This is a genomic window from Acetobacter sp. ESL1128, assembly GCF_058505085.1.
The window spans coordinates 356,327-374,199 of record NZ_CP196369.1; the positions used below are offsets into that span (position 1 = coordinate 356,327).

Below are 17,873 nucleotides of genomic sequence, written 5' to 3' on the forward strand. Positions count from 1 at the left end.
CATGAAAAGCACAGATGACCGCAAGCTGTTTGGCACGCCCATAGGGGCGGCAGCCGTTGCGGGCAATATTGCAGTTATTCCGCAAACACAGGCTACGGCGGGCGATGGCACGGCCTCGGTCGCGCTTGGCTTCCCGCCTGAAACCTTTATTGCCCGCGCAGCCGGGGGCGAACCACCCCGTGGGCAGGACATGAACGGCCTGCTCAACCTGCTCTCCTGCGCCATGCAGGTGTTGCAGGCAGGCTGGGTTGGGGCGTTTGATGCCGGTTTTGCCCAGTCCATTGGGGGGTACCCAGCCGGGGCCATTGTGGCGGGGGTTGTGCCCGGCACATTCTGGGTCAGCACGGTGGAGGCCAATGTTTCCACCCCCGGTGCGCAGGGGGCGGGCTGGCAATCCCTGTTCAATGGCTATGCCACACAGGCCTGGGCCAATGTGCAGTTTTTGCAACTGGCCCTTGCCACACTCCAGAAAGTTACAGGCCCGGTGGCCTTTGCCGGGCCAACAACAGTCCCTGATGTAACAGCCTTTGCCGGGGGTGATGCGCTGAATGCCAAAACGGCAGAGGGACGCTACGTTAAATCCGCCCCCGCTGCCGGGCAGACCCGCATTACGGACCTGACGCAGAATACCGATGGGCGCGCCGTGTTTGGGAATGGCACCAATACTGCCGTGCTAGCCAGTCTGGCAGATTTGCCTTTGTCCTCCCCCAGCTTGCAGATTCAGGAGTTTTCCGTAACGGGTGATAACAGTTCTGCTGTGACAACCACCTTCCCCGTGGCGTTCAAGGCGGGGACAGTTCCCAAAATATGGCTGCGGATCAATAACGAACCCAACAGTAATGCCTGGACGCGTCTGGCACATATGCGTTTGGATGCGCAGTATAATGAAATAATAGACAATACCGGTTTTACGTGGGGGGCAACCTACATAGGTTATACCAGTAATGGTAATTCTGCCCAGCCGTTCACTCTATCTGTTTGCGCGATTGGAGAAAAACAGTGAGCATTCTGGATGACCTGAAAGCCACGTACCCCGCACGCTATTATGCCAGCATGGACAAACCCTGCGCATGGTACGACATGTGGAGCTGTGCCTCCATGGATGGCCTGCCCGCAGCCAGCGCCCTGTTTGCCATGACAGCAGAGCAATGGGCGGCAAAAGGGGGGAATAGCGGCACAAAGAGCATGGCGGTTATAAACGGCCAGCTCGTGGATTACGCGCCCCCAACCGTTCCGGTGCCGCTGAAAACACAGGCGACAACCGCGCAGGCATGGATACAGCAGCAGGCCAATCTGGCATCGGCCATGGGTGAGGTCTTTACCGCGGATATGAAGGCGTATGTCCTTGCAGTGAACGCCATTGCCAGTGGTGCGGACACCACCAGCACGGCTCTGCCTGCACAACCAGCCAGTGTTATGGTGAGCAGTGCGGCCACCGCTACAGGCTGAACACCCCTCAATAGACACAGCGATGCATAGCCGCCCTTTGAGGCGGTTTTTTATGCCGGATACAAAAAATGACCCCAACACAATGCGCGGCCCCCCGAGCAGTGGATGATGACCTGCGCGTGATCGTGGATAGCCACGCCCGCCGCCTTGATGGGCTGGAGGATGATGTTGATACACTCAAATCCGGCCAGTCCGCCATGATCGAGCGGCTTATTTCCATTGAGGCACAGGGGCAGGAGCGTGAGCGCAACCGGGCGGCCCAGGCGCAGGATATGCGCAACGCTCTGGCCAGCCTGACCCAGCAGCTGGCCGAGCAGACCGGTGCCCAGAAGAGGCAGAACCAGCTGGCCGAGGACAGCCTGCACAGGTGGCGAAAGCTGGCAGTTATAGCAGGGCTTTTGTGCACAATCAGCGCGGCCATAGGCTCCACGCTTCTGTCTGATCAGGAGGTGGCCAGCACCATATGGGTGCATTGGCTGCACCTGCGCGAGCCGTGGGATACGCCGGTGCAGGAGGTCCCCCATGCCGGGCCTTGATCTTGCGCAGTTCAAGGCGCTGCTGGTGCGCCCGGTTCTGGGGCAGCTGGGGTTGGGGGGGAGTGCGGCGCTCAACCTGCTGAGCGGCACGGCACTGGTAGAAAGCGGGCTTGTATGGCTCCAACAGAATGGTGGCGGTCCCGCTCTGGGCCTGTGGCAGATGGAGCCCGCAACGCATGATGACATATGGCGGAACTTTTTGCGCTTTCGCCCCGATCTGGCCAGTGCCGTGCGGCAGGTTGGGGGGGCTGGGGCCGGTGTGGGCAGTGCAGCACTGCTGGTGAGCAATCTGGCCTATGCCTGTGCCATGGCACGCATGGCCTATGTGCGAGCCCCCGCCCAACTGCCTGCGGCAACGGATTCCGCAGGGTTAAGCGCGTACCATAAACAATTTTATAATACACTGCTGGGTGCTGCGGATGCACAGCGGAATACGGCCCTGTTTGCCCGCGCTATTGCCGCCTGAAAAAACTGTTCCGCACAGCCCCAAGCACAGAAAATGGCCCTGTACAGCCCCGTAAGGGGCATGGTTGCGCACCGGGTTGCTGCGTGGAGCCAGTAGGGGTTTGTGCCCGTAATGAATCGGCAGGTTGGAAAAGGGGAGGATGGAAGAGGAAGAAAAAGAGGATGAAGGGTCAAGCGGGATAAGAGAAAATAATAATAAGTTCACAAAAAAACAGTTATTTTTCATGTTGTTGTATGGTCAATCGGTTGTTAAGAATTTTCCGTCCTGACCTTGCGGGCTGGATTGAGGCGAAAAACCATGACCTTGCGCTTACTAGAGGTGGACGTGCCCGCGTATTCCAACCAACGCCAGATGCGCGATATTGCCTGCAGGGTAGAGCCCGTGCGTGCGACGGAGGCGGGGTCGCATGTTCTGTCCATTTTTCAGGATAATGCCGAACTCGCGGGTATTCCCGTTGTGGATGAGTGCAACCGGCCCATAGGCATTGTGCAGCGGCGGGACTTTTTTTTGCGTCTGGGCCAGCGCTTTGGGTACGAGGTGTACGCCAACCGCCCGATCTCCCTGCTTATGGAGTGCGAACCCATACAGGTGGATGTGCATGAAAAAGTCTCGGACTTTGTTGCAACAATCCTGAATATCCGCTCACTCAACCAGATTAATGAATTCATCATAACCGAATGTGGTCAGTATTACGGGCTGGGTTCTGCACTCAGTCTTACGCGTTCCCTGCACGCACAGGCCATGGATACCATTAACGAGCTCAACAAGATTGCGGGCGAACTCCGGCAGGCCAACAAAACCATCATGCGCGATAAATCCTTTATTTCCGGTATAGTGGACAATATCCCCACCGCCATTCAGGTACGGGATATTAAAACGGGTGACATCATTGTGCATAACAAGGCAGCGGAGGAATATGGCCTGCAAACCGCAGCCTCCTACGCGGGCATGCTCCTTGATGCCCCCCTGCAACTGGACGGTGAACTGGCCGAAGACCCGTTTTTGTACCAGCAACCCGAAGCGGTGGAAGAAACACTGGTGGACCGCGAGGGCCGTGCGCGCGTTGTCTCCCGCCATGATCTGCTGATTGCGGATGATGACGGCAACATGCGCTGGAAGCTCTGCGTAGCTGACGATATTACCGAATACCGTGATGCCCAGCGCAGGATTGAACGCCTTGCCCATTACGACAGCCTGACCGGCCTGCCCAACCGCTATTATCTGGGCATCCGTCTGGGCGAGCTGTCGCAGGACCTGAGCAACCCGTTCGTGCTGCTTTACATAGACCTCGACTACTTCAAATCCATCAACGACATGTACGGCCATAGCGGGGGGGATGAACTGCTGATCGCCGCTGCAAACCGGCTAAAGGCCTGCTGCCGCGAGGAAGATTTTGTAGCCCGGCTGGGGGGCGATGAGTTTGCGGTGATCTGGCAGCACTGCGGCCCGCTGGACGAGATTGAATCCCGGCTGGAGGAACTGGTGGCAAGCCTGGGCCGCCCCTACATTATTCAGGGGGCGGAGGCCAAGTCCGGGGCCAGTATCGGGGCTGCGGGTTTTCCGCTTCAGGCGGGGGATGTCACAACCTTGCTGCAATATGCGGATATGGCGCTCTACCGCGCCAAGGCTCTGGGCCGCTGCCAGCACAAGCTGTTTGATACAGACCTGAGCTATGAAATTCTGGAACGGGCCGAACTCGTTGCCGCCCTGCACCGGCTGGTGGAAGGTGATGGCCTGTTACTGCACTACCAGCCCATTTACGGCATTCACGCGCGCAAGGTGCAATCCTACGAGGCACTGGCCCGCTGGAACCACCCCGAACGCGGGATGATCCCGCCTGATGTGTTCATCCGTCTGGCGGAGGAAACAGGGCTGATCCACCAACTGGGCGAGCGGATCCTGCATCTGGCCTGTAGCGAGGCACTGAACTGGCCTGCGCATATCAATGTCTCGGTCAATGTTTCCCCCCTTCAGTTAAAAAACAGAAAATTCCCTGAAATTGTCAAAAATGTTCTGGAAAAAACTGGCCTGAACGGTGCCCGCCTTGAGGTGGAAATAACCGAAAGCGTGCTGATGGATGAATACGAGCATAAAAACGTTATTCTGAACGAGCTCAAGGCACTTGGCTGCAAGATCAGCATGGACGATTTTGGAACCGGCTATTCTTCACTCAGCTATTTGTGGAAGTTCTCGTTCGACAAGATCAAAATTGACCGCAGCTTCATTCAGGCCCTGCCAGACCCCACCGCCAAGGAAATCATACAGGCCATTCTGGGCATTGCCAGCATTCGCGCCATGACGGTTACGGTAGAAGGGGTGGAAACCGCAGCCCAGTTGCAGATGGTCAGCAGCATGGGCTGCTCGGAGGCGCAGGGCTACTACCTTGGCCGCCCCCAGCAGCAGGCCATTGCTGGCACACGGGATACGGAAACGGCTCTGGTGTGGGAGTGAGCGGCCCCATTCAGGTCCGCTCCAGCTCCGGGGGTGTTGTCAGGACTGCTCGCGCCGGCTCCACGCGCCGGTCTGTTCCAAAAGCAGGACCGGGTTGGGTGTGCCATTGACCACCTGCTCGCTCTGCTGCCCGTCCACGCTGCGGGGGGCATCCCCCACCAGTGTTACGCGCTGGAGTTCCCGTTCCTCCTGACCAAAATCGGCAATGGCGCGGTGTTCGGTGGCGCGGTTGTCCCACATGGCAACGTCTCCGGCCTGCCAGTGCCAGGTTATGGTGTTTTCCGGCCGGGTGACATGCCCTTGCAAAATGCCAAGCAGTGCTTGTGAATCCGGCAGGTTAAACCCGACCAGCCGTTTGATGAACTGGCCCAGAAGCAGAACCTTCTCCCCCGTTTCAGGGTGTACGCGCACGACGGGGTGTTTGGCCTCAAACACGCGGGCGGCAAAAACATTGGCCTGCCACTGAATAAACTCCCAGTCGCGCTCGGCAATCAGGTCCGTGTGGTCATATTCGTTATTGGTGTGAATGGCCCAGAGCTTGTCGGCCAGTTCCTGCAGGGGTTGTGGCAGGGAACGGTACGCCGTGGCGGTGTTGGCCCACAGGGTTGACCCGCCGTAAGGGGCGGGGCGTATGCACCGCAGGATGGACGCCTTGGGGTAGGAGGCCATGAAGGTCATGTCGGCATGCCATGTGTTGGCAGCCCGACCCTTGCGCGATTTAAGCTCAAAAATATGTTTTGTGCCCTGCGCGCTGGAAACCGTGGGGTGGGACACAAGCGTGCCAAACCGTGCGCCAAGGTCCTCCTGCTGTGCGCTGGTCAGTGACTGTTTGCGAAAGAAGATCACCTTGTGTTCCAGCATGGCGTTGTAAATGAACGCGATGCTGGCCTCGTCCAGATCGGGGGACAGGGTAATACCCCTGATTTCCGCACCAATTTGACCACCAAGCTTTGTAACGGTTGGTGATGCCGTTTTTTCTACCAGACCGAGAGACATTCGAGCATTCCTTAAAAAACAACACCAAAAAATGGTGGATTACGGGTGGCGGAAGAGGGACTTGTTCCAAAACGTCACTAATATGTTGTTCTGGAACATATTTTTCTTTCAGGCACTGGGTATTCCCACAATGTTAAGCGTGGATTAAGGGGCGGGAAACCCCGTTTCTGACTCGCATTATGGCGATATAAGATCGTTGAATATACTAAATTCTAATTAACAACAACACGTGATAGTTTAATCTTGACGTTATGACGGAATTGTATCGTTATTTAAGAGTCGAATCATATTTAAACTTCCAAATGTAGTGGAAAACAGAATGCTCACCCTGCCTTCGAACCTGCGCCGTATTGTTCTGAATGTCTCGGTGACGTCCCTTGGTTGCGCCATGGTTGCTGGCACCGCACAGGCGCAGTTACAGACCCCCGCCAGCAAAAAAACCTCCCCCAACCATTCAGCGCTCGAGGCCGGGCAGGCGGAGGATGTAACCGTTAGCGTGCGCAGGCGTAGCGAACCGTTGCAGAAGGTGCCTGTGGCCACATCGGTCTATTCCGCCAAACAGGCCACGCGGGATAACGTGCATGACCTGCAGGGCATTTTTGAATTCATCCCTTCCGCCAACTTCCGGGCCAATTCCTCATCCAAGGACCGGGCAACCTTTGTGCGCGGCATAGGCACCATTGCGACCTCTCCGGGGGTGGAGCCGTCCGTATCCACCGTGCTGGACGGGGTGGTGCTGGCCCGGCCCGGGCAGGCCACGGCCGATATTCTGGACCTTGACCATGTAGAGGTCATGCGGGGGCCACAGGGCACGCTGTTTGGCAAAAACGCCTCTGCCGGGGCGGTCAATATTGTTACCCGGCAGCCTACGGCGGACTTCCATGCCTTTGCGGAGGCCTCCTATTTTTCGGGGAACGAATACCGGCTGACCGGGGGGGCTACGGGCACGCTTGTTCCGTCCAAGCTGGTTGCCAATGCGTCTTTTCTGGTCGGTGGTTTTGACGGGAATGTTAAAAATCTGGCCAACAGCACCACGGTGAATGGCTACGAACACCGTGGTGCGCGCAGCAAGTTCCTCTGGACCCCGGATGAGGAAACACAGGTCACATTCGGGCTGGATTACATGTACCAGAACGATCTGGTGCCAACGGGGGTTTATACCTCCACCAATCAGGTGGCGTACCCTACGGGAGCGGTCAAAACCAACCCCGCACTGGCTTCGGCACTGGTGGGGGAGGGGGTTACACCCTCCAAGAACAACACCTCGGTCAGCAATAATACGCAAAGCCGGTCTGTGGACCATACTGGTGGTTTTTCCGCAACGGTCGATCGCGAACTTGGGCGTGGGTACAAGCTCACTTCCATTTCCGCCTACAGGCAGTGGCAGAATATTCAGGATCAGGATTACGATGGCCTGTCCGGCGTGTACGCCACCCTGCCCGAGGTGCGGGACCACGGTAAGCTGAACTTCTGGCAGGCATCGCAGGAAGTGCGCATTGCCTCCCCCCGTGGACATTTTTTTGATTATGTCGCCGGGTTTTACTACCTGCACGGGGTGGACCGGGAGGTCTATAGCCGCACCCTTTCGCAAAACGGGCAGGGCACGGCTTACGGCCAGTCGCATTATGGCATAACCAACAACAACTATGCCGTTTTTGCTGAAGGAAACCTGAACTTTACAAAAAACTTCCGGGCTATTCTGGGCCTGCGCCTGCTGCGTGACGATCTGGGGTATGACATGTCACGCAGGTCCACATCTGCCGTGGCGGTAACGGGTATTCGCCCGTCCTATGCGTCCTCCGGCTCCACGTCGCAGAATGGGTACGTGGACCGCATTGGCCTGCAATATGACATTAAGCCTGATATTCATGCCTATTTTACCTATTCGCATGGGTATAAGGGGCCTGCCTACAATACGTTTTTCAATATGCAGGCAACAGATGCGCAGGTGCTTAAACCCGAGCAGAACAACAGTTTTGAACTGGGGCTTAAATCCCAGTTCCTGCACCGGCGGGTTACGGCAAACCTTGCCGCATTTATTGAAAACTTCTCAAACTATCAGGCCAACTTTCTGGATAACGTAGCCGGTGGTGCGGTTTACCGCATGATTAATGCCGGGTCTGTCTCCTCCAAGGGGGTAGAAGGGGATGTGGCCGTGCGCACCCTGCCGGGCCTGACACTGGGCGGTAACTTTGCCTACACCTACGCTGTGGTGGACAAGTTTAACTGCCCTGCTGGTGCCCCTGCATCGTGCAATGTTAACGGCCAGCCCCTGCCTTTTGCACCACGCTGGAAGTTTGTGCTGAATGCGGATTACACAAAAAGCCTGAACAACCGCTTCACCCTATCGGTGGACAGTGATTACACGTGGCAGAGCCGCACGCAGTTTGCCCTGACCGAAACGCCAGACACGGTGCAGAAGGCTTATGGCATATGGAACATGAGCACCACGTTGCAGGACAAAAAGCTCAAGCTCCAGCTTTCACTTGTCATGCGCAACGCCATTAACACGCATTATGCCTCCTACATGGCATATGGCGCACTGGGCGGTGTAACCAGCTCCATCCCGCGTGATTACGGCCGTTATGGTGGCTTTGTTCTGCGTAAGGATTTCTGAACATGGCAGGGAACGCACTCTCCCCCCGTCCTTCGCAGGTTTTGACCACTTTGCTGCTGTGCTCCATTATTGTGGTAGCCGCAGCAGACAGGCAGATTATTGCGCTGCTCAAGCCCGTTCTGGACCAGACATTTGGCTGGACGGCGCGCGATTACGCCAGCATTGCCGCATGGACGCAGGTTGCCGCGGCATGCAGCCTGCTGGCGGCGGGGTGGCTGGTGGACTGGGCCGGGCCAAAGCGCACACTGGGTGTAGCCCTGACAGGCTGGAGCCTGCTGACCGTACTGCACGCCTTTGCCTCCTCCGTGCGGGATTTTGTGCTGATCCGCGCGGGCCTTGGCGCGTTTGAGGGGGCCGGCACCCCGAGCATGATGAAGTTTATTGCGCTGGCTGTTCCACGCTCCCAGCGCGGCAAGGTTATTGGCATTCTCAACGCCACACCCAATGTGGCAGCGGTGCTGACCCCCCTGCTGGTTGCGCTGGTTCTGCCCCTGCTTGGCTGGCGCGCTCTTGTGGTGGGGCTGGGCGGGGTTGGGCTTGTGCTGGCCCTGTTCTGGCAGCTCCGGGGGCCGGTGGTCCTTGGCCCGGCCGGGCCGCAACAGGCGGATGGTGCCACCACGGCGCGGCTGCGGGACCCGGCGGTGCGCCGGGTTGTGGTGGCATTTTCCATTAGCAAGGTGCTCTCGGATGCTACATGGTGGCTGTTGCTGAGCTGGCTGCCCGATATTTTTCATTCCCATTTTGGCCTGAGCATGCGGGGCATGAGCGGGGCATCGGGCACGGTTTATATTGGTGCGGGTATTGGGGCATTCTGCGGGGGTATTCTGCCGGGGCTTTTGCGCCCTTATGTGGGGTCGCAGGAGCAGGCGCGCCGTATTGTTATGGGCACGGCAGCCCTGTGCGTTGTTCCAATGATGTTTGTGTTTTTTACAACGTCTCTGGCTGTTGGCCTGTTCCTGTTTACCGTGGCGCTTATGGCGCATCAGGTTTTTGCCAGTAACCTGTTTGGGGTGGTTACGGACTGGCTGCCAGCCAGCCTGGTTGGCCGGGCTACGGGTATTGGCGCGTTCTGCGGCAACCTTGGTGGGGCGTCCATTCTGTGGGCCAGCGGGTTTGTGCCCATGCCGGTTATTCTGGGCGGGTGCAGTCTGGCTTACGTGCTGGCATGGAGCGTGCTGCGCGTGCGGGTGGCCCCTGTGTGGCTGGAGAGCACCTTTTGCGAACCACATGGCGGACGTGTGGCTCTGGCGGTATAAAACGCAAGACTGAATAAAGATTTTTCCATTTTTACCAAAAAAGGATCGTGTAATTCAATGAACTGGCAACCTTCCGTCACGCGGTATGAGCAGGCAGACTTCCGGCGTTGTGGGCATTCCGGGCTGGACCTGCCGCGTATTTCTCTTGGCCTGTGGCACAATTTTGGGGATACGGACGCCTTTGCAACCTGCCGCGCCACCATCCGCCGGGCGTTTGACCGGGGCGTGACGCATTTTGACCTCGCCAACAACTACGGCACGCCCTATGGCTCGGCAGAGGAAAACTTCGGGCGTATTCTGCACAAAGACCTGCACCCCTACCGTGATGAACTGGTCATTTCCACCAAGGCGGGGTGGGATATGTGGCCCGGCCCCTATGGCAATGGCGGGTCACGCAAATATCTGCTCTCCTCCCTCAACCAGAGTTTGAAGCGCATGGGGGTGGACTATGTGGATATTTTTTATTCCCACCGCCCAACCCCCGATGTGCCGCTGGAGGAAACCATAGGCGCGCTGGTTCAGGCCCACAGGCAGGGCAAGGCGCTTTATGTGGGGATTTCCTCCTACGATGCCGCCAGCACGCGGGAGGCCGAGGCCATTCTGCGCTCTGCGGGGGTTCCCCTGCTTGTGCACCAGCCCGCATATTCGCTGCTGAACCGGGGCATAGAGGCCGAGCTTCTGCCTGCGCTGGAGGAGCTTGGGGTTGGGTGTGTTATTTTCTCCCCTCTGGCGCAAGGGGTGCTGACCCGCAAATATCTGGGGGGTATTCCTGCCGAATCCCGCGCGGCTACAAGCCGTTTTCTGGATCAGGCGGCCATAACCCCGCAGGTGCTCAAGGCCGTGCGCAGGCTGGATGAGCTGGCACAGGCCCGCGGGCAGAGCTTGGCGCAAATGGCTGTGGCATGGACGCTGCGCAACCCGGTTGTCACATCAGCCATTATCGGGGCCAGAAACGTGCAGCAACTGGACGAAACACTGGCCGCGCTGGAGAACGTGGCGTTCTCTGCCACAGAACTGGCCGCCATTGAGCAGGCTCTGGCTGGCGTATGATGCGGGCGGGTCAGGCCTGTTGTGTCTGGCCCGCAGCATACCCTGTGTTTGTGGTTTTTACGGGGTGTGCGCCAGTGCCTGCTCCCACGGCGGGGTGGGGGTGTAGCACTGGCTCAGATAATCAATCATGGCGCGGATTTTAAGGGATACGCTAATCCCCGGTGCATAAACCGCGTGCAGGTCCGGCCCCGGTACGGGGGGCAGATCCAGTGTGAGCGCACGCAGGCGGCCTGTGCGCAACTCCTCGCTCACAACAAAAACCGGCTGGTACACAATGCCTTCACCCGCCAGTGCCGCTTCACGCAGGACATCACCATTATTGGCGCTGAGCGGGCCGGAAACAGGCACCGTTTTTTCTCCCTTTTCTCCAAAGCTCCAGCGGCTGGCGCTGTTGGTGCCGCTTAGCGTGTAGCCAAGGCACTGGTGCTGGCTTAGCTCCTCCACCCGGGTGGGGGTGCCCGCACGCTCCAGGTATGCAGGGGCTGCGCACACCACCATGCGAATGGTGGCCAGCCTGCGGCTGCGCAGGGTGCTGGAGGGCATTTTGCGTATGCGCAGGGTCAGGTCCCAGCCTTCGTCTATCAGGTCCACTGTGCGGTCGTTCAGCCCCAGTTCAACACTTACATGCGGGTGCAGGCGGTTGAACTCGGGCAGGTAGGGGGCCACGTAGCGTATGGCAAAGGAGACAGGCGCATTCAGCCGCAGGTGGCCGCGGGCTTCGTGCCGCTGCTCGCTTACGGTAAGCTCCATGTCCTCCATGTCCGCCAGAATACGCTGGCTACCTTCCAGAAACAGGCGCCCTGCCTCGGTGAGCGAGAGGTGGCGCGTGCTGCGGCGGAACAGGGTTACGCCCAGCCGGTCTTCCAGCGTGGTGACATGCTTGGTCACCATGGTGGGGGAAAGGGCAAGTGCCCGCGCTGCCGCGCTAAAGCTGCCAAGCTGCACCACCTTAACGAAAACCTGCATACTGGTAAAACGGTCAAGCATGGGCCGCTCCTGTGGTGGCGGGGCTGGGGGTGCTGGCCAAAACGCCCCTGTTGTTCTAGCAGCCCATGTTGGTTTTTGTCATGCTGGGGTAAATACCGGGCATGGGGCTGGCGCACGGGGTGCACTGCCCGCGCATGCTAACAGGTGTGGGCCGGGCTGGCCGGTACCACAAGACACAGGCAGGGAACGTGGCAGACACAAGGCAGGCAGACAACCGGGTAAACCAGCAGGCAGGGGCCTGTGGTGGGCAGGGTGCGCGCATGTCCGGCCCGGTTGCCCGTGGTGCCGGGGCTACGGTGGCCCCGGCCCGGCAGGTCCGCACGGGGCTGGGGCGGGCCATGCTGCTTGGCACCATGCTGGCAGGGCTTGCCCCCTGCGTGCAGGCTGCCCCCCTGCGTGCCACACCCCCCGCCGTGCAGGATGTGCCCCGCTCGGACGGCCTGCACGCCCTGCCGGTTACCAGCGTACAGGCCGATGCCCTGCCCCGCGTGGCTGATGTGGCACCGGGCCTGTTCCTGCCAGCGGAGAGCACAACCGGGCTTGCGGCATTCTGGTCCGGGCCGGAACTGATGGTGGTGGTGGACCGCGCCCTGCCAGCCCTGTTCCACCTGCCTGGCGAGGGCGGTATGTTCGACCGGCGTGAGAGCGTGGCCCTGAACGGTGCAACCCTGCTCCGGATTTACCTGCCAGATCACCCGCATATTGCCGTGCTGCGCCAGAAGGCCGGCTGGCTGCTCTGCGCCGTTCAGCCCGGCCACCCGGATGGGTGTGGTGCACGTGTGGGCAGCCCTGCGGGGAATGGCGGGGGGCATGGGGCTTCGGCTGGCGCGCACCCCGCTACGCCAGCGGTGCAGATGGTGCCCCGCCCTGCCCGCATCCTGTTTGCACAAAGCCAGCCCGGCCGGGTTGTTACCCTGCCCGACCCCGCAACCGGGGGCAGGCTGTTTGTGGCGACTACCCGGCAGGTGGAAACCCCTTTGCAGCCGCGCTCGGCCGTGGGGTATGCCGTGCGCCCGGCGGTGCTGGGGGTGGTGGTTGCAGCGGATTCGGCGCAGCTTTTCATGCAGCCTACGCCCAGCGGGCCGGTGCTGGAGGCCATAGCCGGCCAGCCCGTGCCGGTTGGCCTGCCTGCTCCGCCCCCCAGTGCCAGCGTGCGGCAGGGGCAGGACTGGTTCTGGCTCGGCCTGCGGGATGAACCCACTCCCCTGCTGTTGCAGAAGTGGCGCAAAGCGCGCGACAGTCTGGGCCAGGCAGCGGGGGACCCCGCAACCGTTCTGGCGGGCCAGCCGGAGGCTGTGGTCATTACCATGTGGGCCATGCGGGTGGCGGCGGCACAGGCGGCCTTTGCCGCAGGGTACCCCCAGCAGGCATGGGAGCTGCTGCGTGCCCTGCCCGAGCACAGCGGGCATGATGGCAGCAGTGCGGCCGATGTGGGCGGTGTGGTGCGTGGCGGCTGGCCGGGGCCGGGTGTGCAGGCCCTGCGCGCCTGTGCGGCCCTGCTTAGTGGGGACATGGCCGGAGCCGCCCCATTGGCCAGTGCGGACTGGGCCTTTGGGCCAGACATGGTGCTATGGCGTGGCGCGTATTTTATGCTCAGCGGTGCAGGGAGCGTGCCCACATCCGTTTTGCTGGCGCGTGGTTACGCACGGCTGGAACAGTACCCCGCACCAGTCCGCGCGGGGCTTATGTTGCGGGTTACGCAGTATCTGGCCCAGTTTGGCGGGCCGGACGAGCGCGCCGTGTTGGGCTCCCTGCCAGATGACCCGGCATACAGCCTTGCGCGCATTATGGTGCAGGCCCGCGGCACGGAACCCGAAAGCGCGCGTGTTGCACTGGAAAACCTGACCGCTTCAGGTAATGACCGCATGGCCGACATGGCCCGGGCCGAGCTGGTCGGCTTTTTGCTGGCGCATGACCAGATCGGGCCGGATATGGCCGCACAGGCCTATGCCCAGATTCTGGCCGCGCAGGTGGCCGAAGGGAGCAGGGTGGCCCCCAATGCCCAACAGGGTGAGGTGAATATTGTGCCCGCCTTGCGGCTGGTTTACGCGCAGGCTCTGGCCCGTAGCGGGCAGGCCGTGCGCGCTGCGGGTGTGCTGAGCGGGCTGGGTCCGTCCGAGCTGGCACCGCAGGACAAGCTGGATGCAGCATGGCGCACGGTGCTGTTTGCGCTGGTGTTTGGCCCACCCCACGCCGATGCAGCGCAGGGCACGCCCCCCCATGGCAGCCACGGTGCCGTGGGGCGGAAGCGGGGCGGGCGCGGGGCTGTGCCCAATGTTCCCCCCGCTACAGACCGCGCCCAGCAGCTTGCACTGGCAAGGGCCAGCATGGGGCTGGTGCCAGATGACCCGCTCAAGGCCAAACTGCTGGCCGGGCTTGGGCGGCAGCTTATGGCCATGGGGCAGTTCGGGCAGGCCATACCGGTTTTGCAGCAGGCCGATGTGCTGGCCATAGAACCGCTGATGCGGGCTGATATTGAGGAGCAGCTTGCGCAGGCTGCATTGCAGGGCAACCAGCGCCCGCTTGCCCTGCGCGCGCTTGAGCGCAGCGCACTGGCTGACCTGCCGGAAGACCTTGCCGCCCGCCGCAGGTATGATGAGGCCAGACTGGCCGCCGCCAGCGGCAACCGCGAGGGCGCACAGGCCCTTCTGGCCGAGGATGAATCGGATGCGGGCCTGTCCGTGCGTGGGGCCCTGTATGAGCAGGACCAGCAATGGGCACAGGCCGTGCTGGTTGTGGGCCGCCTTGCCAGCCGCACCCTGCCAGAGCAGGGCGAGCTAAGCCCCCCGCAGCGCGATCTGGTGATTCGTCTGGCAACGGATGCCGCTGCGGCAGGGGATATGGAAACCCTGCACAGCCTGCGCGCATGGGTGGCTGGGCGTGCCCTTGGGGCGGAACGGCAGGCCCGGTTTGCGGCCCTTCTCAGGCAGGCGCAAAAAGGGCCGGTTGTCTCCCTTGGTGGGTATGGCCTGCCATCGACATTTGACAAATCTGTTAAAGACCCAAAATAGTTCTTGCACCCAAGGGGTAAAAAGCCCTAGTTAGCGCGCTCTTGGCCCAAGGGGGCGATTAATTTCGCCCAACAGGCTGTCTACTGGTTTGGGGGTACGTCAATGAACGCACTTGCTCAACTGGGGATGGTCTCGGAACTCCCGAGCAATAACCAGGCAATTTCTGTTCCGGTCACATTTGAAGATGATGACCGTAAAGATTATTTCGTCGAAAAAGACGGCGAAAAATTTGCAGGGACACACCTGCTGGTTGATATGTGGGGGGCCACTAATCTGGACAACCCCGCGAAAATCGACAGCACCCTGTGTGAAGCGGCTCTGGCGGCAGGGGCAACCATTCTGCACAGCCATTTCCACCATTTTACACCCAATGGCGGTGTATCTGGCGTTGTTGTGCTGGCTGAAAGCCATATTTCCATCCACACATGGCCCGAACGCAACTTTGCTGCGGTCGACATTTTCATGTGTGGCGCATGCGACCCGCATCTGGCTATTCCGGTTATGCAGAGCCTGTTTCAGGCCGAGCAGCTGGACGTAAGCGAAGAGCGTCGCGGCCGCGTGCAGGCTTAAAAAAGCCCGCGCGGATCAAGCGCAAACTTCCTCTTTATCGGTATTGAACGGCGGCTTTGCCCAGGCATTGGGCAGGGCCGCCGTGCCGTGCATGGCAAGGATGGCTGAGATGGCTGAAAACTGGATTGAAGAAACCCTGTACGACAACTGGGGCCAGCGCTTCCGTGTTGTTCGGGAACTGGCGCGCGTTAAAAGCCCGTTTCAGGATATTGTTGTATTTGAAAGCGATTCTCACGGTCGCGTCCTGCTGCTTGATGGCGTGGTGCAGATTACCGAACGGGATGAATTCGTTTATCAGGAAATGCTGACCCACGTGCCGCTGTTTACGCACAAGGCTCCGCGCCGGGTGCTGATTATTGGCGCGGGTGACGGTGGCGTGCTGCGCCGCGTGCTGGAACACCCCGGCGTAGAAAAAGCCGTGATGGTAGAAATTGATGGCGCAGTCATCGAACTTTCCAAACAGCACCTGCCCTCTATTGCGGGCGATGCCTGGACCAACCCGCGCGCTGAAGTGATTGTGGGTGACGGGATTGATTACGTTGCCAAAGCAGCCGATGGCTCCTTTGACGTGATTATTGTGGATAGCACAGACCCCATTGGCGTGGGTGAAGTCCTGTTTACTGACAGTTTTTACGAACACTGTGCCCGCGTGCTCAGCGCGGAGGGGCTTATTGTCAACCAGTGCGGCGTGCCCTTCATGCAGGCCGATGAACTGTTTGAAACCAGCGAACGCCGGGCCAAATACTTCCCTCATGTGTCTGCCTATGTGGCGGCTGTGCCGACCTATGTTGGCGGGTTTATGACTCTGGGCATCGCCTCCAAGGGGCCAAACCCCGCCGGGCAGGATACAGCCGTTGTGCGCGCCCGTGCCGAACAGGCTGGAATTTTGGGTAAAACCCAGTACTGGACACCAGAAATCCATACCGGCTCCTTTAACCTGCCGCCCTATATTGCCCGGCACCTGCCCGGCGCAAAGGCGTAATCTACCCCGCGACCGTGATTGACTCGTAAGGGAAATAATGTCACGGTCGCACCCGCGCAGAGGGAGAGACCAGCCGTAAAAAGCTGGCGCCGAAGGAGCAACCGCCCCGGAAACTCTCAGGCAAAAGGACCCTGCGCTCTAAACTTCTGGAGAGAGGTGCGTTCGCACCCGCCGACGGGATAGCGATCTCAGGCAAAAGCACAGAAGGGGCAGCGGACGGTCCGGTCCGAAGCTCCGTGTTTTTGTCCTGTGTCCGGCATGGGGTGCGCGCGGAGTTTGGGCCTTTTTTGTAAGGCGGCGTGCATGGGCACCGATTCTTCTCTCCTCCATACTCCTCTCCATACCCTGCATCAGGATTTTGGCGGCAAAATGGTGCCGTTTGCAGGCTATTCCATGCCGTTGCAATACACGGATGGCATTATGGCCGAGCACCGCCATGTGCGCGAACAGGTGGGCCTGTTTGATGTCTCCCACATGGGGCAGGTGCGTATTCGTGCACGCTCTGGCAATGTGGAGGACGCAGCCCGCGCGCTGGAACGTCTGGTCCCTGCCGATATTGTGGGCCTTAAAACCAACCGGCAGCGTTATACGCAGTTCACCAACACATCGGGCGGTATTCTGGACGACCTGATGGTGATCGCGCAGGAAGAATGCCTGCTGCTGGTAGTGAACGCCGCATGCAAACAGGCCGACTTTGCCCATATGCAGGATAATCTGGCCGACTGTCTGGTTGAGCAGATGGAAGACCGCGCTCTGCTGGCCCTGCAAGGCCCACTGGCGCAGGACGTGCTGAGCAGCTTTGATGCAGATGCCGCAACCATGCGCTTTATGGATGTGTGCATGCTCGAAATTGATGGCGCACGCTGCATCGTCTCGCGCTCGGGCTATACGGGGGAAGACGGGTACGAAATCTCGCTCTCCGCCAAGGATGCAGACCGCGTGGCCCGCCAGTTGCTCCAGCATCAGCAGGTCAGGCTGATCGGCCTTGGCGCGCGGGACAGCCTGCGGCTGGAAGCCGGGCTGTGCCTGTATGGTTCCGATATTGATGAAACCACAACCCCGGTGGAAGCGGCACTGGAATGGTCTATCCAGAAGTCCCGCCGCACCGGTGGCGCACGTGCTGGCGGCTTTCCGGGCGCGGATATTATTCTGGAGCAGCTTGAAAAAGGCGTAACCCGCCGCCGCGTGGGCCTGCTGCCAACCGGCCGCGCCCCCGTGCGCCACGGTGCCCCCCTGTATGCAGATGAAGCCTTGGCCGACAAGGTGGGCGAGGTGACATCCGGCGCATTTGGCCCCACGCTGGAGGCCCCGGTTGCCATGGGTTATGTGGCCACCCCCCATGCCGCTGTAGGTACGGAGCTTGTGGCGGAACTGCGCGGGCGTGGCGTGCCATCCCGCGTGGCGGCTCTGCCTTTGGTGCCTGCGCGCTTCAAGCGGTAAAGCGCTTTTTTCCTTTTCAACATGTTTTCAGGCAGGCCCCGGTTTGGGGCCTTACGGAGTAT

Annotated in this window: 14 protein-coding genes and 1 riboswitch; of the genes, 12 read left to right on the forward strand and 2 right to left on the reverse strand. The window is 60.1% G+C overall.

Translation table 11 applies throughout. The features are described from left to right. Position 1: 1 nt before the first annotated feature. The 5 genes from ACSYTG_RS01745 to ACSYTG_RS01765 all read left to right on the forward strand — a co-directional run bounded on the left by ACSYTG_RS01745 (position 2) and on the right by ACSYTG_RS01765 (position 4,902). Positions 2–1,003: a hypothetical protein gene (locus ACSYTG_RS01745; protein WP_489783675.1), complete on the forward strand. Its 1,002-nt coding sequence runs from the start codon at positions 2–4 to the stop codon at positions 1,001–1,003. Next, the gene (locus ACSYTG_RS01750) at positions 1,000–1,449 is read left to right on the forward strand and encodes a hypothetical protein (protein ID WP_253530482.1); all 450 of its coding nucleotides are present in this window, start codon (positions 1,000–1,002) and stop codon (positions 1,447–1,449) included. The genes ACSYTG_RS01745 and ACSYTG_RS01750 overlap by 4 nt, the downstream gene beginning before the upstream one ends. A 68-nt stretch (positions 1,450–1,517) precedes the next feature. Then, on the forward strand, positions 1,518–1,985 hold the full coding sequence (locus tag ACSYTG_RS01755) for a hypothetical protein (protein WP_165926381.1): 468 nt from the start codon (positions 1,518–1,520) through the stop codon (positions 1,983–1,985). Continuing rightward, the gene (locus ACSYTG_RS01760) at positions 1,972–2,451 is read left to right on the forward strand and encodes a hypothetical protein (RefSeq protein WP_165926382.1); all 480 of its coding nucleotides are present in this window, start codon (positions 1,972–1,974) and stop codon (positions 2,449–2,451) included. Before ACSYTG_RS01755 ends, ACSYTG_RS01760 begins: the two co-directional genes overlap by 14 nt. A gap of 297 nt (positions 2,452–2,748) precedes the next feature. Then, positions 2,749–4,902: an EAL domain-containing protein gene (locus tag ACSYTG_RS01765; RefSeq protein WP_489783678.1), complete on the forward strand. Its 2,154-nt coding sequence runs from the start codon at positions 2,749–2,751 to the stop codon at positions 4,900–4,902. 39 nt (positions 4,903–4,941) lie between these two features. Here ACSYTG_RS01765 and ACSYTG_RS01770 read toward each other — a convergent pair whose 3' ends face one another. Further along, positions 4,942–5,898, reverse strand: a complete 957-nt coding sequence (locus ACSYTG_RS01770) for a TauD/TfdA dioxygenase family protein (protein WP_278740200.1) — start codon at positions 5,896–5,898, stop codon at positions 4,942–4,944. Positions 5,899–6,217: 319 nt separating this feature from the next. Here ACSYTG_RS01770 and ACSYTG_RS01775 point away from each other — a divergent pair, with 319 nt between their 5' ends. Genes ACSYTG_RS01775 through ACSYTG_RS01785 form a run of 3 tightly spaced genes read left to right on the forward strand, consistent with a single transcriptional unit; the run spans position 6,218 to position 10,821 of the window. Next, positions 6,218–8,515 carry a TonB-dependent receptor gene (locus ACSYTG_RS01775; RefSeq protein WP_233129204.1) on the forward strand — a complete coding sequence of 766 codons (2,298 nt, stop codon included), beginning with the start codon at positions 6,218–6,220 and terminating at the stop codon, positions 8,513–8,515. A gap of 2 nt (positions 8,516–8,517) precedes the next feature. Further along, positions 8,518–9,771 carry an MFS transporter gene (locus tag ACSYTG_RS01780; RefSeq protein WP_086647268.1) on the forward strand — a complete coding sequence of 418 codons (1,254 nt, stop codon included), beginning with the start codon at positions 8,518–8,520 and terminating at the stop codon, positions 9,769–9,771. A 57-nt stretch (positions 9,772–9,828) separates the two neighbouring features. Then, positions 9,829–10,821, forward strand: coding sequence for an aldo/keto reductase (locus tag ACSYTG_RS01785; RefSeq protein ID WP_489783681.1), 993 nt, complete (start codon positions 9,829–9,831; stop codon positions 10,819–10,821). Positions 10,822–10,878: 57 nt separating this feature from the next. Here the strand turns inward: ACSYTG_RS01785 and ACSYTG_RS01790 are convergent, their stop codons facing one another. Continuing rightward, on the reverse strand, positions 10,879–11,808 hold the full coding sequence (locus ACSYTG_RS01790) for a substrate binding domain-containing protein (RefSeq protein WP_086647270.1): 930 nt from the start codon (positions 11,806–11,808) through the stop codon (positions 10,879–10,881). Positions 11,809–11,909: 101 nt separating this feature from the next. On the opposite strand from ACSYTG_RS01790, the gene ACSYTG_RS01795 reads away from it, so the two are divergent. The 4 genes from ACSYTG_RS01795 to gcvT all read left to right on the forward strand — a co-directional run bounded on the left by ACSYTG_RS01795 (position 11,910) and on the right by gcvT (position 17,811). Beyond that, positions 11,910–14,819 (forward strand): hypothetical protein, encoded by a 2,910-nt coding sequence (locus ACSYTG_RS01795; protein ID WP_489783683.1) that lies wholly within the window; start codon positions 11,910–11,912, stop codon positions 14,817–14,819. A gap of 102 nt (positions 14,820–14,921) precedes the next feature. Then, complete coding sequence (gene speD / locus ACSYTG_RS01800; protein WP_086647272.1) at positions 14,922–15,389, forward strand: adenosylmethionine decarboxylase; 468 nt, start codon at positions 14,922–14,924, stop codon at positions 15,387–15,389. A gap of 109 nt (positions 15,390–15,498) precedes the next feature. After that, positions 15,499–16,371 carry a polyamine aminopropyltransferase gene (gene speE / locus ACSYTG_RS01805; RefSeq protein ID WP_086647276.1) on the forward strand — a complete coding sequence of 291 codons (873 nt, stop codon included), beginning with the start codon at positions 15,499–15,501 and terminating at the stop codon, positions 16,369–16,371. A 50-nt stretch (positions 16,372–16,421) separates the two neighbouring features. After that, positions 16,422–16,512: riboswitch (glycine riboswitch) on the forward strand. A gap of 162 nt (positions 16,513–16,674) precedes the next feature. Continuing rightward, positions 16,675–17,811 carry a glycine cleavage system aminomethyltransferase GcvT gene (gene gcvT, locus ACSYTG_RS01810; RefSeq protein ID WP_489783686.1) on the forward strand — a complete coding sequence of 379 codons (1,137 nt, stop codon included), beginning with the start codon at positions 16,675–16,677 and terminating at the stop codon, positions 17,809–17,811. The last annotated feature ends 62 nt before the right edge of the window (positions 17,812–17,873 follow it).

What these genes read in the sequence shown, in the direction of transcription:
- ACSYTG_RS01745 (WP_489783675.1), top strand. Translation starts at nt 2, where the DNA reads ATGAAAAGCACAGATGACCGCAAGCTGTTTGGCACGCCCATAGGGGCG.
- ACSYTG_RS01755 (WP_165926381.1), top strand. Translation starts at nt 1,518, where the DNA reads ATGACCCCAACACAATGCGCGGCCCCCCGAGCAGTGGATGATGACCTG.
- ACSYTG_RS01760 (WP_165926382.1), top strand. Translation starts at nt 1,972, where the DNA reads ATGCCGGGCCTTGATCTTGCGCAGTTCAAGGCGCTGCTGGTGCGCCCG.
- ACSYTG_RS01765 (WP_489783678.1), top strand. Translation starts at nt 2,749, where the DNA reads ATGACCTTGCGCTTACTAGAGGTGGACGTGCCCGCGTATTCCAACCAA.
- ACSYTG_RS01770 (WP_278740200.1), bottom strand. Translation starts at nt 5,898, where the DNA reads ATGTCTCTCGGTCTGGTAGAAAAAACGGCATCACCAACCGTTACAAAG.
- ACSYTG_RS01775 (WP_233129204.1), top strand. Translation starts at nt 6,218, where the DNA reads ATGCTCACCCTGCCTTCGAACCTGCGCCGTATTGTTCTGAATGTCTCG.
- ACSYTG_RS01780 (WP_086647268.1), top strand. Translation starts at nt 8,518, where the DNA reads ATGGCAGGGAACGCACTCTCCCCCCGTCCTTCGCAGGTTTTGACCACT.
- ACSYTG_RS01785 (WP_489783681.1), top strand. Translation starts at nt 9,829, where the DNA reads ATGAACTGGCAACCTTCCGTCACGCGGTATGAGCAGGCAGACTTCCGG.
- ACSYTG_RS01790 (WP_086647270.1), bottom strand. Translation starts at nt 11,808, where the DNA reads ATGCTTGACCGTTTTACCAGTATGCAGGTTTTCGTTAAGGTGGTGCAG.
- ACSYTG_RS01795 (WP_489783683.1), top strand. Translation starts at nt 11,910, where the DNA reads ATGGGGCTGGCGCACGGGGTGCACTGCCCGCGCATGCTAACAGGTGTG.
- speD (WP_086647272.1), top strand. Translation starts at nt 14,922, where the DNA reads ATGAACGCACTTGCTCAACTGGGGATGGTCTCGGAACTCCCGAGCAAT.
- speE (WP_086647276.1), top strand. Translation starts at nt 15,499, where the DNA reads ATGGCTGAAAACTGGATTGAAGAAACCCTGTACGACAACTGGGGCCAG.
- gcvT (WP_489783686.1), top strand. Translation starts at nt 16,675, where the DNA reads ATGGGCACCGATTCTTCTCTCCTCCATACTCCTCTCCATACCCTGCAT.